A 16,578-nucleotide genomic window follows, 5' to 3' on the forward strand; every position below is an offset into this window, starting at 1 on the left:
CGATCCAACGGAGGGAATCCAAATGGGAATGACCATGACACAGAAGATCCTCGCCGCCCACTGCGGTGAGCAGACGGTCAAGGCCGGGCAGCTCATCAACGCCAGGCTGGACATCGTTCTGGGCAACGACATCACCACCCCGGTGGCCATCAACGAATTTGAAAAGGCCGGTTTCGATTCGGTCTTTGACAAGACCCGGGTCAACATCGTGCTGGACCACTTCGTCCCCAACAAGGACATCAAGAGTGCGCAGCAGTCCAAGAAATGCCGCGACTTTGCCAACAAATATGACATCCTGAATTTCTACGATGTGGGCACGATGGGCATTGAACATGCCCTGCTGCCCGAAAAGGGTATTGTGACGGCCGGTGACTGCATCATCGGCGCCGACAGCCACACCTGCACCTACGGTGCGGTCGGAGCGTTCTCGACCGGTGTCGGTTCCACCGATATGGCCGCCGGCATGGCCACCGGTATGGCCTGGTTCAAGGTGCCCGCCGCCATCCGGGTGGAGCTGAAAGGCTCGATTCATCCACCGGTCGCCGGCAAGGACGTGATCCTGCACCTGATCGGCCAGATCGGCGTTTCCGGCGCGCTGTACCGCAGCCTGGAATTTACCGGCGAGGGCGTGAAATCGCTGACGATGGAGGACCGGCTGTGCATCTGCAACATGGCCATTGAGGCCGGTGCCAAGAACGGAATCTTCCCGGTTGACGAGACCTGCGAAGCCTATCTGAAAGGCCGCAGCCAGCGCCCCTGGACCCGGTACGAGGCTGACCCGGATGCCGAATATGAGCGGACCGTCACCATTGATCTCGACGCGCTGGAGCCGACGGTCAGCTACCCGCATCTGCCGGAAAACACCCACCCTGCCAAGGACGGCGCCGGCATCACCATTGATCAGGTCGTCATCGGTTCCTGCACCAACGGGCGCATTGAGGACATGGAAGCCGCCTACAAGATCCTGAAAGGCAAACACATCGCCAAGGGTGTGCGCGGCATCATCATTCCCGCCACGATGGCCGTCTACAAGGAGTGCATCCTGCGCGGTTACACCGAAGCCTTCATTGATGCCGGCTGCATTGTCTCGACGCCGACCTGCGGTCCCTGCCTGGGCGGCTACATGGGCATCCTGGCAGAAAACGAGCGCTGTGTCTCCACCACGAACCGCAACTTCGTGGGACGGATGGGCCATGTGAGCTCGGAAATCTACCTTGCCAGTCCCGCAACCGCCGCGGCCAGCGCACTGACCGGCCACATCACTGACCCGAGGGAGGTATGAGCATGAATGCCAAAGGAACCGTTCTGAAATATGGGGACAACATTGACACCGATGTCATCATCCCCGCCCGTTACCTGAACACCCAGAACCCGGCCGAGCTGGCGGCACACTGCATGGAGGATATCGACAAGTCCTTTGTCACCCGTGTTCAGCCCGGGGACATCATGGTGGGCGGAGAGAACTTCGGCTGCGGTTCTTCCCGCGAGCACGCTCCGGTCGCCATCAAGGCGGCGGGCGTCAGCTGCGTGATTGCCAAGAGCTTTGCCCGGATTTTCTACCGCAACGCCATCAACATCGGTCTGCCGATTCTGGAATGTCCCGACGCCAGCGAGGCCATTCAGGAAGGCGATGTCGTGTCGGTCAATTTTGACACCGGCGTCATCACCGACGAGACCACGGGCCGGCAGTTTGAGGCCGCCCCCTTCCCCCCGTTCATTCAGAAAATCATCAAGGCCGGCGGCCTGATGAAGAGCATTCAGGAGGGCCGGTAAGATGCAGAAAACAATCGCGCTGATTTACGGCGACTGCGCCAGTCCCGAGATTGTCACCCAGGCGGTCCGGGTCCTGGACAAGATTGCCGAGAAATACGGGCACACCTTCACCTACACGCGCGCCTACATGGGCGGCGAGGCCATCGACAAGTTCGGTGATCCCCTGCCGCAGAGCGAGCTGGACAAATGTCTGGCTTCGGATTCGGTGCTGCTGGGCGCGGTGGGCGGTCCCAAATGGGAAGGCCTGGCCGGCGAGAAGCGGCCCGAAAAAGGGCTTTTGCGGCTGCGTGCCGGCATGGGGCTGTACGCCAACAACCGTCCGGCCAAGATCTGGCCCCAGCTGGCGGACGCCTCCCCTCTCAAAAAAGAGATCGTGGACAAGGGCATTGATTTCATCGTCGTGCGTGAACTGATCGGCGGTGTTTATTTCGGCGAGCACAAGACCGTGGAAGAAAACGGCGAGAAGGTCGCCATCGACACGATGCCCTACTCTGAGCATGAGATCGAGCGGATCGGCCGGATTGGTTTTGAGACCGCCAGAAAGCGCCGTCACAAACTGACCTGTGTGGACAAGGCCAATGTGCTGGACACCAGCCGTCTGTGGCGGGCCGTGATGCACCGGCTGCAGGCAGAGTATCCCGATGTCGAATACAATGAGATGTTCGTGGACAACTGTGCCATGCAGATCTGCAAGAATCCCAGCCAGTTTGATGTGATCGTCACCGAAAACATGTTCGGTGACATCCTGAGCGATGAAGCCAGCGAAATCACCGGCAGCATCGGCATGGTGCCCTCCTCCAGCCTGGGCGCGACTTCCTGCGGTCTGTATGAACCGATCCACGGTTCTGCCCCCGACATTGCCGGCAAGGACCAGATCAATCCCATCGCCTGCATTTTGTCCGCTGCGATGATGCTGCGGTACAGCTTCGGCATGGCCGAGGAAGCGGACACCGTGGAGGCCGCGGTGAACGCGGTTCTGGACGAAGGGCTGCGCACCGCCGACATGATGGCGGAAGGCTGCACCTGCGTCGGGTGCTCCGCCATGGGTGATGCCATCCTCGCACATCTGTAATCAACAAAGTTCGCCACAAAAAAAGGACGTTTCCCGCCGTTTTCCGGTTCGGGAAGCGTCCTTTTTCTTTGTAAGGTCAGGAGCGCCGGACAAGTCCGGGCAGAGTTTTATACCACAGGTTGGCCACGGCGTTCACCGCTGCATTGACCGGAGCGGAGGCACAGAGGCTGACCACCGCCGGGATGATGAACACCAGCCAGGTCACGGCTGCTGCCAGACCGCGCTGGCCTGCGGCTTCGTAGCATCCCAGCTGGACCAGCAGCGCATAAAGCGGCATATGCAGAATATAGACCGGAAGTGTCCGCCGCCCCAGGGAGGCCAGCGCCTTGCTGCGCCCTGCCAGATAGCAGATGGCCAACGTGGAAAGGAACCCGATCAGGTAGAACAGGGCCCGGTCCCCGACGGTATAGCCGCCGACCGCATAGGAATCCGTCTGGAAGATCCGGGCTCCCTCATAGAAGGGTTCCGGCGCCGTCAGGATTCGCCAGGCAATGCTGCCGTAAATACCAGCCGCAGCCGCCACCAGAACCCAGTTCGCAGGATGATGCTTTTTCTGCCACTGATCCAGCGGGGCGGCAAACAGGACGCCAAAGGCGAAGAACGGGTAAAAAGAAAACACACGTCCGAGGCTGAACGGCCATTCCACCAGTCCGCCGGCCAGGCCCAGCGCCACGGCCGCGGCGAACCCGAGCCAGCGTCCCGGGCCTTTGAGGAACCTGGTCAGCAGATGCAGCAGCGGCACGGTCAGAGACCAGAAAATCAGGGCATACAGGTACCACATATGCCGCCAGGGCATCATCAGGTTGAACCACGCTCCTCCCTGCTCTGCGAGATTTTCCTTCAGAGCAACAACCCGGAAGGCTAGGATGCCTGCCTGGCTGATCAGGTAGAGCCACAGCTGCTGCCCGATCAGCTTGCGAAGACTGAACTTTGCCACCAGTCCGCTGGCGGTGCAGAATAGCGCCATATGGAACAGGTAAATGCAGGTGAACAAGGCATTGATGGCGGGCGCCGTGCCGCGGTTGTATTCGATAAAATGGCCGATGACCACGCAGAAGATACCCAGGCCTTTCATGGCGTCGATGTATCCCCGGCGGGCCGTGTTGGGTGTGTTGGGCAAAGCGGAACTCCTTTCCTGAGGCAGACTCATCCGTTCAGCCAGTCATAGACAATCTGGCCCAGCGTCTGCATGGCGGCGGTGGGTTGTGCCGGGAAATCCACCTCTTCATCCCCCTGATCGGTCATACAGACCAGAAGATACGGATGCGCGGCATAGACAATGGCCGCGTCGTGGTAGGCGTAATCCCAGCTTCCGTATTTCTTGGCAGCGGAGACACCCTCGGGCACATAGAGGATGTCATGATCGGCTGCGAGGAAGCACTGCTGCAGGCAGGCGGCATTTTCGCTGTCCGTCTCAAAATAGGCGTACAGCGCCTCCATGGCCAGGCCGAGGTCCCGGGCGCTGATGGCACCGAGGATGCCGGTATCCGGTGTGATCAGGCAGGTCTCCGGTGCGGAGAATCCCAGCTCGGCCAGGAAGGACTCAAAATTTTCTTCCGCAGGCCAACGGGACGTGAGCATGGTGACGGCGTTGTTGTCGCTGTATGTCACCATGGCATGCAGAAGGTCTCTGACCGGGATGGTCGGCAACGCATCGTATGTTTCGAGCGTCGTTCCGGCCAACATTCCTGCAAACTGGTTTGGCAGCTCTTCGTCAAGGTCCAGCGTTCCGTCATCGGCCATCCGGCAAAGCCACAGCGCATAGGGTGCCTTGAGGGTACTGGCGGGATAATAGAGCGTATCAGCCGCGTGAAGATAGACAGACCCATTCTCAAGGTCCTTGAGGTAGACGGAAAATCCTCCCGGCTGTGCGGCACAGAGTTCGTCCAGGCGGGCAACCAGCTCGGCATCTTCCACCGTTCTGGGTACCGGCGTCGCGGTGGGCTGCGGCGTGCTCTGGGGCGTCAGGGTCGGCATCAGTGCGGTCAGCCACGCTGGTTCCTCCTCGGTGAGGATGCAGGAGGCGTCTGCCGCCGTCTGTTCGGCAGCCGGCTGTGCCCAATGGGCCGAAGTTGTGTAGCTGGTCAGCAGCAGTACCGACAGCATACAAAGCATCCCCGCACCGCCGCGTCCCATAAGACGACCTCCCTTTTCCGGTATTTTTTCCACATCCTGTCAGGTTTATTATACAACAAGATTCGACACTCCGCAGCAAAATCCGCAAAAACTCACCCAAATTTTACAAAAAATGCCCCGCTGAAGCTTTCTGCAGCGGGGCGAAAATCAGATGCGGATATTACCAGAGATTGACAACTTCGTTGTACAGGCCTTCATAGCTCTTGGCGGAGTTAGACCAGCTGAAGTCGCACTCCATCGCGCGCTTGACCAACACCATCCAGCCGTCATGGTTCCAGTAGCCTTCCTTGGCACGCCAGCAGGCCTCATACAGTTCATGGGCGTTGTAGTTGGCGAAGGTAAAGCCGTTGCCGAAACCGTCACCGGAATCGCGGATGGAATCCCGCAGGCCGCCGGTTTCGCGGACAACGGGGATCGTGCCGTAGCGGCAGGAAACCATCTGGGCCAGGCCGCAGGGTTCCGAACGGGACGGCATCAGGAAGATATCGGCGCCGGCATAGATGCGCTGGGCCAGCTTGGCATTGAAGCCGATATACACGCCGACACGGCCCGGATTGCGGGCAACCAGCTCATTGAAGAAGTTCTCGTACTGCGCTTCACCGGAGCCGAGAACCACCAGCTCGATGCCCTGCTGCAGCAGGCCTTCCGCAATGCTGCGGACCAGGTCAACACCCTTATGACCGACCAGACGGGTCACCATGGCCATGACAGGGCTGCCGTCCTTGTTCAGGCCCAGTTCATCCTGCAGGGCCGCTTTGCAGACGGGCTTGCCTTCCGCCACGGTGTTCACATCGTAATTGCGGGCGATGTCGGGATCGGTGGCCGGGTTGAAGACGTCCACATCAATGCCGTTGAGGATGCCGCAGAGTTTGTACTGCTTCTGACGCAGCAGCGCATCCAGGCCATGGCTGAACCAGGGATCGAGGATTTCCTGGGCATAGGTGGGGCTGACGGTGGTGACCTTGTCGGCCGTCTCGATGGCGCCCTTCATGAAGTTGGCGCAGCCGTCATATTCCACGATGTGCGCGTCGCGCGCACCGATGCCGCAGGTATCTTCCAGGATATCCAGGCCATACTTGCCCTGGTAGGCAATATTGTGAATCGTGAAAACCGTCTTGATGCGGTTGAACTTATCCAGATGACGGTAGTAAAGATTCAGATATACCGGCGTCAGCGCGGTCTGCCAGTCGTTGCAGTTGATGATGTCCGGCTCGAAATCGGTGTAGAACAGCATCTCGAGAATGGCACGGGCAAAGAACGCAAAGCGTTCGCCATCATCATAAAAGCCATAAAGGCCGCTGCGCTTGAAGTAATATTCGTTGTCGATGAAGTAGAAGGTCACGCCGTCATGCTCCGCCTTGAACAGGCCGCAGTACTGGCTGCGCCAGCCGACCGGAACGCTGAAGTTCGTGACATAGGTCAGGGTTTCCTTGAATTTGAGATCGCCGTACAGCGGCATAACGACACGGCAGTCAATCCCGTCGTGCACAAGCGCCTTGGGCAAAGCTCCCGCGACATCGGCCAGTCCGCCGGACTTGGCAAAGGGCGCTGCTTCGCTGGACGCATAAAGAATTCTCATGTGTACCTCCTTCGTGGGGCAGCGGCAAGCCGCTTCCCGGCCCCGTCACGGGGCTTTGCAAAAAGAAAAAGGGGCGGGAGCGCTATACAGCTCTCCCGCCCCTTTCGACAAACCATCCGCCGGGGAGAGTTGGCGGCATAGTTTCAGGCGATTCAGACCGTATGTCCCTTGGCGACGAACACCGGGAAGGAATCCGTGCCGCTGAGCTGCTTGCCCGCCGTGATGTGAACGTTCTTATCGGTCACAACATACTCGACCGTAGCGTTCTCCTCCACAACGGTATCCTGCATCAGCACGCAGTTGCGGACCACAGCGCCCTTCTTGATCTGGCAGCCGCGGAACAGCACGCTGTTCTCCACAATGCCTTCGATCGCGCAGCCGTCGGCCAGCAGGCTGTTCTTGACCTTGCTGCCCTCGAGATACCGCGTCGGGTTGTCGTCACGGATCTTGGTGTAGATGGGATTGGAAGGATCAAACAGCTTATCCACGTTGCCGGGCTGCAGAAGCCGCATATTCTCATCGAAATAGCTCTTCATGTCGGCAATGCGGGCCGCATAGCCTTCATACTCGTAAGCCTGGACATTCAGCAGGCTCAGGTTGCGGGCGAGGATGTCCCGCTCAAAGTAGACCAGTCCGCGAACGGCGGCATCCCGGATGAGCTGGATCAGGCTTTCCCGCTCGATGATGTACAGGTTCAGAGACAGATTCTGGATGCCGGGACGATAATCGTTGGACAGCAGCTCGGTCACGCGGCCGTTGTCGATGCGGATGGTGTAGTTATCGTTGCGGGCGCCGTCGGGGATCTCGGAACGGTTGTAGACCATGGTCACGTCCGCACCGGAGGAGACATGCGCCTCGATGAGCTTGTTGAAATCGAAGTTCATCGCGATGTTGGTATCGGAAAGGATCACATAGCGTTCCTTCTGGGCCTGCAGCCAGGAAAGCACGCTGGCCAGGGCATCCACACGGCCGCTGTACAGCTTGACGCTGCGCTCTGCGAAGGGAGGCACAATGTTCAGGCCGCCGCGCTTGCGGGTCAGGTCCCATTCACGGCCGGAGCCCAGATGATCCATCAGGGAATGATAGTTCTTGCGGACGATCACCGACACGTTGTCGATGCCGGAGTTGGCCATGTTGGACAAAACAAAGTCGATCATGCGATACCGGCCCGCAAACGGGATGGAGGCCATCGTGCGCTCCGCCACCAGTTCGGGGACAAGGTTATCATAAGAGTTGGCGAAAATCACGCCGAGGGCATTCGCGTTGCTGCTTACCATTGTTCCTCACCATCCTTCACATCATTGGATACCATTGCCTTGGGGCCGACAGTTGCGCCTTTGCCGATGGTCACACCGGAACCGACCGTGGCGACATCACCGGGTTCGGCAATGTTCAGACCGGTTTCGGGCATCTTGCCAACCGTAGCGCCTTCCTCGACCTTAACGTTCTCCGCCACGATGCAGTGCTCCACTTTGGCGCCCGCCTTGATCACGGTGCCGCCCATGACGACAGCCGCTTCGACGGTGGCACCCTTTTCGACCACAACGCCCGGGAAGAGGATGGAGTTCTTGACCGTGCCGTCAACCTGGCAGCCTTCGGTAATCATCGAGTTCACGATATCGGCATCCGCACCAATGCGCTGGCAGGGACGGCCGGAGTTACGGGAGTAGATCTTCCAGTTCTCATCAAACAGGTTGATGCCGGAATGCGCGGGGTCCAGGACCTCCATGTTGGCCTGCCACAGGCTGGAGATGGTTCCCACGTCCTTCCAGTAACCCTGGAAGCGGTAAGCATACATCCGACGATTGTCACGCAGCAGCGCGGGAATGACGTTCTTGCCAAAGTCGTTCTCGCTCTCGGGATCGTTTTCGTCGGCGATCAGGTAGCTCTTGAGGACATCCCAGTTGAAGATGTAGATGCCCATCGAAGCCAGGTTGCTCTTGGGATTTTTGGGCTTTTCCTGGAATTCATTGATGCGGTCGGTGTCATCGGTGACCATCAGGCCGAAGCGGGACGCTTCGCTCCAGGGCACTTCCATGACAGCCACAGAGAACTCGGCGTTCTTCTCCTTATGGAAGCGGAGGAAGTCGGCATAGTCCTGCTTGCAGATCTGGTCACCGGACAGGATGATCACATACTGAGGATCATAGCGATCAATGAAGGAAATATTCTGATAGATCGCGTTCGCGGTGCCTTTGTACCAGTCCGAACCGGAGGCCTGCTGATACGGCGGCAGAACATGCACACCGCCATGCAGACGGTCAAGGTCCCAGGGCTGACCATTGCCGATATACTCATTCAGAACCAGAGGCTGATACTGGGTCAGGATACCCACAGTATCGATATCCGAATTCACACAGTTGGACAGCGGGAAGTCGATGATACGATACTTTCCGCCGAACGGCACGGCAGGCTTGGCGAGCTTTTGGGTCAGCGCATAAAGACGCGAACCTTGGCCGCCGGCCAGGATCATTGCGATCATTTCTTTAGCCATAATTATTCTCCCCTTAAAAATTGGTGTTTTGCCATGAGTTTATCCTAAACACACGCAGTTACTTTTCAGTCTCTGGTGTTTTGGCCTTGGTGGATTTGACAGCGCGGGGCTTTTTCTCGGCGGTCTTTTCGGTTTCGGTGCTCTTGGCACGCGGCTTGCAGGCGCGCTTTTTGGGGGCGCTGGTCTTGGCGGCTGTCTGGGCTGCATCATCCGCAGCGGCAGGTTTTTCCGCCTTCTTGCGGGCGGCCGGCACGCTGAAGTAGAGGGTGGACAGCGGGGGCAGCGTTACCTTGATATGCTGGTCAAAGCCATGCATCGGTCCCTTGACGCTGCGCAGGCTGCCGTTCGTCACACCGGTTCCGCCATATTTCACATCATCCGAGTTGATCAGTTCTTTATAGGTACCGGGATTGGGAACGCCCATCTCGTACCCTTCCCGCAGGACGGGGTTGAAATTGCAGACGATCAGGATCATCTTGCCCTTGGCATCCCGCCGCAGGAACGCGATGACGCTCTGTTTGTTGTCGTCCGGCACAATCCACTGGAAGCCTTCCCAGCTGTAGTCGACCTGCCACAGGGCATCGTTCTCACGATAGAAATGGTTCAGGTCCTTCACATAGGTCTGGAGCTGATGATGCTTGTCATAGCCGAGCAGCATCCAGTCGAGCTGCTTTTTCTCATCCCATTCAATGAACTGGCCGAACTCCTGGCCCATGAAGAGCAGTTTCTTGCCGGGATGCGCCATCATATAGCCGTAGAAGGTGCGCAGATTGGCGAACTTGGCTTCATAGTCGCCGGGCATCTTATTGATCAGGCTGCACTTACCGTGCACCACCTCATCATGGCTGATGGGAAGGATAAAGTTTTCGCTGAAAGCATAGAAGAAGCTGAACGTCACCTTGCCGTGATTGCCGGCACGGAACAGCGGGTCGGTCTTCATGTAGCTGAGCATATCATTCATCCAGCCCATGTTCCACTTGAAGTTGAAGCCCAGACCGCCGTCCGCTGCCGGCTTGGTCACGAGCGGCCAGGCCGTGGATTCCTCCGCAATCATCATCTTGTGGGGATGGCGGCCGAGAACGGCGGTGTTGCATTTCTGCAGGAACGCAATGGCTTCGAGGTTTTCCTTGCCGCCCTTGACGTTCTGTTCCCACTCGCCGTCGCGGCGGTTGTAGTCCAGGTACAGCATACTGGCCACCGCATCGACGCGCAGACCGTCAACGTGGTACTGCTCAATCCAGAACAGTGCACTGGAGACGAGGAAGCTCTCCACTTCGGGCATACCGAAGTTGAAGACCATCGTGCCCCATTCCTTATGCTCACCGCGGCGCGGGTTGGGGTCTTCGTAGCAGGGAGCGCCGTCAAACATGTACAGGCCGTAGGCATCTTTGGGGAAATGCGCCGGCACCCAGTCGAGGATCACGCCGATGCCCGCTTCATGCATCTTGTCCACAAAGGTCATGAAGTCATGCGGCGTACCGTAGCGGCTGGTCGGAGCAAAATATCCGGTGACCTGGTAGCCCCAGCTGCCGTCAAACGGATATTCGGTGATGGGCAGCAACTCCACATGGGTGTAGCCCATCTCTTTGATGTAAGGAATCAGCTGGTCGGCCAGCTCGGCGTAGTTGTAGGGAACGCCTTCCTCCTTCATCTTCCAGCTGCCGGCATGCATTTCATAGATGCTGACAGGTCCGTTGATCACGTCCTTCTTTTTCTGGGCTTCTTCCCAGGCACCGTCATGCCAGGTAAAGTTGGAAATGTCGTACACCTTGCTGCCGTTGGAGGGACGGGTCTCGGCATGGAACGCATACGGGTCCGCCTTGTAGATCAGTTCATCCGCCGGGGTGGTAACGCAGTATTTGTAAACATCATAAAGCTGGATGCCGGGAATGAAGAGTTCCCAGATGCCCGGGCTCACCGTCTTCATCGGGTGGCTGGTCGGTACCCAACTGTTAAAATCGCCCACCACCGAGACGGCCTTCGCATGCGGTGCCCAGACACGGAACACCGCACCGGATGCGCCGTCTTCTTCGCACAGATGCGAGCCGAAATAGCGGTAAGCTTCATAGTTATTGCCCTGATGGAACAGATACACCGGCAAATCGGACGGCTTGGCCGTTGGTTGTGTTTGTTTCACCTTTGATCTCCCCTTCTTGTAACGACCGGATCGCCGAACGCATTCTCCGGTACGGAATCATCCGATCCGCCAAATTATTTGCCAAAAACACACAGTTCGGCGGATCAAATTTTAGCTATTTCTATATTACCTGTTTTGAAAGGGAATTTCAAGGTTTTTCTGTAATAAACCGCTAAAATTTTCGTAAGCTATTCTGTCGATTTGTGTAAAATAGCCATATAATACGGTCTGCCCTTGTCGTTTTGCCGAAAAATGATTTTATTATCGAAAAAAGCTGCCGCACATAACCGTGCAGCAGCTTTCTGTGTTCTGTTCAGGTTCCGAGAATATACAGCGGATTTGTCCCCGCGTACTGGTTGCGCCGATCCCACGCGGTATGGGTGGCAAGATAATTGCACCAGGCCGTGTAGGCGGACGGCTGCAGATGGATGCCATCGGTGACCGCGTAATCATCAATCTGGCTGCCGTCGGGGTAGTTGAGCACCTCGGCGATGTTGACAAAGTAGCAGCCCTTGCGCAGTGCCATGTTGGCCAGCAGATTGTTCACCGTCCGGATACGGTCATTATCCAGTCCGGGTTTGGTGTCCTTGACCCATTCCTGTACGCCGGGAATGGACTGGACATAAATCGGAACACCGGGCAGACTTTCGTGGAACATATCGATCATCCGCTCGTAATAGGCAATGAACTTGTCCTCATTGTTCTGGTTCACCATACTGTTGGTGCCGAACAGGATATACAGCGCGTCGGGCTGCGTCGCCACCGTCGCATCAAAGACGGCTTCGCTGACATGGCGGACCTTGTCCTCCGTCGTCACGTTGTTGACGACACTGTCCGGGCCGGCGCCGCGGTAGGCGCGGATCTGGGCATTCTGGTAGCCGGTCGCGTAGCATTCCATGCCTTCGGTGATGGAGTCTCCCAAGAAGGTTACGGTGTCAAAATGACTGCGTTCGACCTCCCCCAGTGCCGGCAGCGCGGCCATGCGGGCGTCTGTATTCAGATAATCAAAGTCAATGGTCTGTTCCACCGGTGTGGAAGTATCCCACACGGTGTTGTCGATGGCCGGCAGAAGACGCTGCGGGTCGGCCGGCTGCGTTCCCTCCGTCAGGGGAACCGCCGATTCCTGGGTGGCAGGGGTCGGAAGCGCGGTCTCGGGCGTCATCGGTTCCGGTTTCTGGTCGGTCTGGCGGGTCATCCAGAAATAGCCCGCCGCCGCACAGAGCAGAACCAGAACGATCAGCAGCGCCACCACCGCGCGGCGACGACGACGCTCCTTTTCTATTTGATTGCGGTAGCGGTAATAATCAGACATGAACCGGGGTACTCCTTATTTGAAATCACGCAGAACAATGTATCGATATTATACCTCTTTCCGTCAAGAGGGCGCAAGACATCGCGCAAAAAATTAACAAGGAATTTGCAGATGAACTGTGACGTTTCCCGGTGAATTTTGGCAGCTTCCCTTGACGCGTTTCCCGCCGCCCTATATAATGTACATAAGAAAATGAAAAATGCCCCGCCGGTCGGCGGGAGCAGGAGGGCTGATTATGGCATGGATGATCGTTTCCGATACCTCTTGTGAGATCCGCGAACTCCCCCATCTTGCGCCCGGCGTTCAGTTCGCACTGGTTCCCTTCAAGATCCGCGTCGGTGAACGCGAGTATGTGGACCTTCCGACACTGAACACCGCCCATATGCTGCAGGCCATGACGGACTACAACGGCGCCAGTTCCACGGCCTGCCCCAGTCCCGAAGAATGGGCCGAATACTTTCTGCAGGCAGATTGCTCCATCGCACTGACGATCAGTCACAATCTTTCCGGCAGTTACAATGCCGCTATGGCCGCCCGTGAGATGATTCTGGAAGAGCATCCCGAGAAGCAGATCTTCGTCATGGATACGCTAAGCTGCTCCGGAGCGCTGGCCGGTGCAGCCGCTCTGGCCAACCGCCTGATCGGCGAAGGCAAGGACTTTGCGACCATCTGTGAAGAGCTTACCAGATGGTGCGAGGCCGGACATATCCTCTTTGCCCTTGCCAGTTTCGACAACCTTGCCAAGGCCGGCCGTGTGAACCGGGTCGTCGGATTCATTGCCGGACGCCTGAACATGCGTGTTTTGGGACGCCGCACTGCGGACGGCAAGATCGACTTTTTCTTCAAGACGCGAGGAGAAAGCCGCGTTCTTGCAAAGATCCTGGAGCAGATGGATGAGGACGGCTATGACGGAACGCGCCCGGTGCTGATCAGTCAGTGCAACAATCTCAATGCCGCCGAACTGCTGGAGCACGGCATCCATGCCAAGTGGCCGGATGCGCAGGTTGACATTGTCCCCTGCAGCGGTTTGTGCAGTTTCTATGCTCAGGACCTCGGCATCATCATCACCTATTGATCATTGAACCGCAAAAGCGGCGTTTTCCCCGGCAGAAGCCAACGGGAAAACGCCGCTTTTTCTTTTCTTAAAGCCAGAACTGCACCAGTCGGCTTACCGTCTGGTACAATGCGGGATTCTGCCCCAGCAGACCGGGTTCGGCCGCAAAATAAACGCAGGCCGTATACCATGCCGTCACACCGACTACCATACAAAATGCCGCCCGGAATCCCCGTTCCAGACGCCGCATCCCGGCGAAGGCATCGCGATGCTCCGCCAGTGCCGTTTCTCCGCACAGCCACAGCAGCATTGCAGCAAACAGCAGCGGCGCGAGAAAGTCACTCAGATACCGATACAGTACACCGGCCATCTCGCAGTCCACAACTGCCAGCAACACCGCCAGCAGGAACGGGAGGATGATCATGGCCCGAAGGTCTCTGCGACGGGACAACCGGCCCCGGACCACCGGCAGAGCTGCCAGGCTCCAGCTCACCGGAAGGGACGCAAAAACACCGCCGTATCCGATTTCGGTGATGGTCATACCAACATAATTGGTCAGCATCTTGCTGCCGCTCAGATAAGGGAACACCGCCTGGACCACCGGGAGTGACAGAAAGTATGTAAACAAAGCCGGTGCAATCCGGCCCGCACTGAAGCCGCGGCGGGTCATATCGTTGCTCGTCAGGTTGTAGTTGGCGCCAAAATCAAACGCTGACCCGAACCGTGCGGCATTGTAGGCCATCAGGCCCGCCGCCACGATGAGAACCGGAACGGCGAAAGCCAGCAGCTCCCTGCGTCCTGCTGCACGCTTCAGGCGCCTTTCCCTGACATACCGGGGCCAGAAAATCGGCAGGCAGAGGACGGCGAATACTTCCATCTGGGGACGGCAGCCGGCCACCAGTGCCATACAGAGGCTTCCCAATGCCAGGTGCAGACAGATGCGTGCACCGCTGCGGTCCGGCAGATTGGCTGCACAGAGCCACTGCCACAGCCCAAGCATGACGAAGGAAGCACCGCACAGGATGGCGTACTCGTACACGGAGGGACGCAGCAGCAGATAGTAAATCTGACTTCCTGCCACAAGACCTGTCGATGCCAGCAGATACGCCGCCGCAGAAGCACCTGGGAACCAGCGCCGGACGGCCTGGTTCATCAAACCGAAGGCGGCAAAGATCATCAGCCAGGCCATCACAATCATGCCGATGGAGGGCGGCAGATCCGGAACACCGGTCAGCCACTCAAAGGGAAGCTGGAACAACAGACACGGCACGATGCCGAAGTACACATAGTATCGACCTTCAAAGTACGCAACATCCCACAGGGCATCCGGTGCCTGTTCCGCACGGGCTGCCGTATCGTAGGGATTTTCCATTTCCAGCATAGATGCCGGAGGGTCGCGTTCCAGATCCAGTCTGCCGTTCAACAGGCTGTGTGCCAAGCTCCCATACTGTGCCGCCGAGTCGTTCTGCCAGTCGCTGATATGCTGGGTAAAGGTGATGCGACTGACACCGTCCCAGTTTTCAACATTATAAAAAGAAGTGGCAATGCCGGAGTTCCTTGCATCCGCGAAGGGAGCAAGTGTAGCGGCAATTCCCAGCAGCAGAACTGCCGTGATGACCGCAGGGCGATATTTTCTTTTGTGTGTCAGATAGCTCTCCCGCCAGGCTGACCCTGCCGGGCGCAGTGTCCAGCCCGCCAACAGCAGGATGCAGCACAGCAGCATCCGAACCCAGGAGAACGCCATCGGACGCGGTGTGTTTGCCACAATCCGATCAACCGTATAGGTCAACGGGTATTGCCGATACTCCCCTTGGTAGCCTTCTGCTTGCAGGGTGAGCGTTGAAACAGCTCCCGAAAAATGCAGTGTGCGGTACTGGCTGCGCGGTGAGCGCTGGGCCACCTCCCACCGCCAGCTCTGACGGGCAGCGGAGCTGGCTTCATCCGTGCCGGAAATCTGCAGAATCATCAGCGGATTCTGGTCCTGCGGATACTCCCCGTCATACAGAAAGGTTAGCCCCTCCAGCTGAAGATTGTAGATCGGCTGGTCAATTCCTTCAAAGGTCAGGGTATTCTGTTCCTCGTTCAGCTGATACGGCGTCCCGGAGTGGACGTTTTGTGTCGCGCAATACGCCGCCAGATCTACCGGCTGATAACTGTGGGTCACAAAATATGAAGAATTGAACAAGAATATTTCAGCCCAGAGTGCTGCAAAGACCAGCAGAACTGCCGTACCAAGGTGGTAAAGCTTTGCCGGGAAGAGCATCCTGCGAAGTCTGAACAGAGCCGTCAGCAGGCAGGCCGTTGTGGTTGCGGCGGTCATTGAGAGGAACCGGAATCCGTCAAACTGCACTGCCAGGCCCGGCTGCTCAAATGCCAGAAATGCAAAAATCCAGATGAGGGCCGCCACACCCGGTCCGGCCAGCCCATCCCGGCTGGTAAATTGCCGATGAGATAGCCTGGCAGTGCCCATGGCAATCGCCAGGGATATGGCAGCGTTCAGAAGCAGCGCAGCAGCCATCATACAAAATCCCCCAACTCACAACATCAGTCTATGGGGGTATTATACTATGATTTCAAATCTTTGTCGATATGGTGACATACCCGACCGCGGCATTAGTATTCCTTATTACAACCCGCATTCTTGCCGTTTGCCGTACAAAGCGTAAAACATTCCAGGCGGCCGAAAGGGCATACAGCGGGAACAGACTGAGTAAGGAATACAAGCCCAGCACAGAAAAAGCCGGCAGCTCTTACAAGCTGTCGGCTAAAATTTGGCTGGGACATCCATGGAGACTGAACAGCCAAAAAGATTCTATAAAGCAAAAATCCGAACCTCTCAGACTGAGAAAGTTCGGATTTTTGTTGGTGACCCGTGCGGGAATCGAACCCACGTTAACGGCGTGAGAGGCCGCTGTCTTAACCGCTTGACCAACGGGCCATAAAAGAGAAGCCGGCATCTACCTATTTTCACAGGCCGTTTCCAGCCAACTATCTTCGGCACGAGTGAGCTTAACTTCTGTG

General features: G+C 57.5%; 12 protein-coding genes and 1 tRNA gene. 4 read left to right on the forward strand and 9 right to left on the reverse strand.

Annotation, left to right across the window (positions count from 1 at the left end):
* Positions 1-22 precede the first annotated feature (22 nt).
* Genes leuC through leuB form a run of 3 tightly spaced genes read left to right on the forward strand, consistent with a single transcriptional unit; the run spans position 23 to position 2,845 of the window.
* Entirely contained in the window at positions 23-1,282 is a 1,260-nt protein-coding gene (gene leuC, locus U0L91_RS04375; protein ID WP_330044999.1) for a 3-isopropylmalate dehydratase large subunit, read from the forward strand.
* 2 nt (positions 1,283-1,284) lie between these two features.
* Positions 1,285-1,773 (forward strand): 3-isopropylmalate dehydratase small subunit, encoded by a 489-nt coding sequence (gene leuD / locus U0L91_RS04380; protein WP_330045000.1) that lies wholly within the window; start codon positions 1,285-1,287, stop codon positions 1,771-1,773.
* A 1-nt stretch (position 1,774) separates the two neighbouring features.
* Positions 1,775-2,845: a 3-isopropylmalate dehydrogenase gene (gene leuB, locus U0L91_RS04385; protein ID WP_330045001.1), complete on the forward strand. Its 1,071-nt coding sequence runs from the start codon at positions 1,775-1,777 to the stop codon at positions 2,843-2,845.
* Between the two features lie 76 nt (positions 2,846-2,921).
* Here the strand turns inward: leuB and U0L91_RS04390 are convergent, their stop codons facing one another.
* The 7 genes from U0L91_RS04390 to U0L91_RS04420 form a co-directional block, all read right to left on the reverse strand.
* Complete coding sequence (locus tag U0L91_RS04390; RefSeq protein WP_330045002.1) at positions 2,922-3,965, reverse strand: acyltransferase family protein; 1,044 nt, start codon at positions 3,963-3,965, stop codon at positions 2,922-2,924.
* Between the two features lie 26 nt (positions 3,966-3,991).
* Entirely contained in the window at positions 3,992-4,951 is a 960-nt protein-coding gene (locus U0L91_RS04395) for a serine hydrolase (RefSeq protein WP_330045003.1), read from the reverse strand.
* A 190-nt stretch (positions 4,952-5,141) separates the two neighbouring features.
* Complete coding sequence (glgA, locus tag U0L91_RS04400; RefSeq protein WP_330045004.1) at positions 5,142-6,560, reverse strand: glycogen synthase GlgA; 1,419 nt, start codon at positions 6,558-6,560, stop codon at positions 5,142-5,144.
* Between the two features lie 152 nt (positions 6,561-6,712).
* Positions 6,713-7,837, reverse strand: coding sequence for a glucose-1-phosphate adenylyltransferase subunit GlgD (gene glgD, locus U0L91_RS04405; protein WP_330045005.1), 1,125 nt, complete (start codon positions 7,835-7,837; stop codon positions 6,713-6,715).
* Positions 7,831-9,054: a glucose-1-phosphate adenylyltransferase gene (locus U0L91_RS04410; RefSeq protein WP_330045006.1), complete on the reverse strand. Its 1,224-nt coding sequence runs from the start codon at positions 9,052-9,054 to the stop codon at positions 7,831-7,833. Before U0L91_RS04410 ends, glgD begins: the two co-directional genes overlap by 7 nt.
* A 58-nt stretch (positions 9,055-9,112) precedes the next feature.
* The gene (gene glgB / locus U0L91_RS04415) at positions 9,113-11,191 is read right to left on the reverse strand and encodes a 1,4-alpha-glucan branching protein GlgB (protein ID WP_330045007.1); all 2,079 of its coding nucleotides are present in this window, start codon (positions 11,189-11,191) and stop codon (positions 9,113-9,115) included.
* 313 nt (positions 11,192-11,504) lie between these two features.
* On the reverse strand, positions 11,505-12,503 hold the full coding sequence (locus tag U0L91_RS04420; RefSeq protein WP_330045008.1) for a GDSL-type esterase/lipase family protein: 999 nt from the start codon (positions 12,501-12,503) through the stop codon (positions 11,505-11,507).
* Between the two features lie 235 nt (positions 12,504-12,738).
* On the opposite strand from U0L91_RS04420, the gene U0L91_RS04425 reads away from it, so the two are divergent.
* The gene (locus U0L91_RS04425) at positions 12,739-13,578 is read left to right on the forward strand and encodes a DegV family protein (RefSeq protein WP_330045009.1); all 840 of its coding nucleotides are present in this window, start codon (positions 12,739-12,741) and stop codon (positions 13,576-13,578) included.
* A 67-nt stretch (positions 13,579-13,645) separates the two neighbouring features.
* Here U0L91_RS04425 and U0L91_RS04430 read toward each other — a convergent pair whose 3' ends face one another.
* Together U0L91_RS04430 and U0L91_RS04435 are read right to left on the reverse strand one after the other, a co-directional pair.
* A complete protein-coding gene (locus U0L91_RS04430; RefSeq protein WP_330045010.1) occupies positions 13,646-16,078 on the reverse strand; it encodes a hypothetical protein in 2,433 nt (810 codons plus the stop codon).
* Positions 16,079-16,420: 342 nt separating this feature from the next.
* Positions 16,421-16,495 (reverse strand) — tRNA-Glu (locus U0L91_RS04435).
* Positions 16,496-16,578 lie beyond the last annotated feature (83 nt).

The organism is Gemmiger sp. (assembly GCF_036306485.1).
Taxonomy (GTDB): domain Bacteria; phylum Bacillota; class Clostridia; order Oscillospirales; family Ruminococcaceae; genus Gemmiger.

Excerpts from the sequence above, each read along its gene's own strand:
- leuC (WP_330044999.1), top strand. The coding sequence starts at position 23 with ATGGGAATGACCATGACACAGAAGATCCTCGCCGCCCACTGCGGTGAG.
- leuD (WP_330045000.1), top strand. The coding sequence starts at position 1,285 with ATGAATGCCAAAGGAACCGTTCTGAAATATGGGGACAACATTGACACC.
- leuB (WP_330045001.1), top strand. The coding sequence starts at position 1,775 with ATGCAGAAAACAATCGCGCTGATTTACGGCGACTGCGCCAGTCCCGAG.
- U0L91_RS04395 (WP_330045003.1), bottom strand. The coding sequence starts at position 4,951 with ATGCTGTCGGTACTGCTGCTGACCAGCTACACAACTTCGGCCCATTGG.
- glgA (WP_330045004.1), bottom strand. The coding sequence starts at position 6,560 with ATGAGAATTCTTTATGCGTCCAGCGAAGCAGCGCCCTTTGCCAAGTCC.
- glgD (WP_330045005.1), bottom strand. The coding sequence starts at position 7,837 with ATGGTAAGCAGCAACGCGAATGCCCTCGGCGTGATTTTCGCCAACTCT.
- U0L91_RS04410 (WP_330045006.1), bottom strand. The coding sequence starts at position 9,054 with ATGGCTAAAGAAATGATCGCAATGATCCTGGCCGGCGGCCAAGGTTCG.
- U0L91_RS04420 (WP_330045008.1), bottom strand. The coding sequence starts at position 12,503 with ATGTCTGATTATTACCGCTACCGCAATCAAATAGAAAAGGAGCGTCGT.
- U0L91_RS04425 (WP_330045009.1), top strand. The coding sequence starts at position 12,739 with ATGGCATGGATGATCGTTTCCGATACCTCTTGTGAGATCCGCGAACTC.
- U0L91_RS04430 (WP_330045010.1), bottom strand. The coding sequence starts at position 16,078 with ATGATGGCTGCTGCGCTGCTTCTGAACGCTGCCATATCCCTGGCGATT.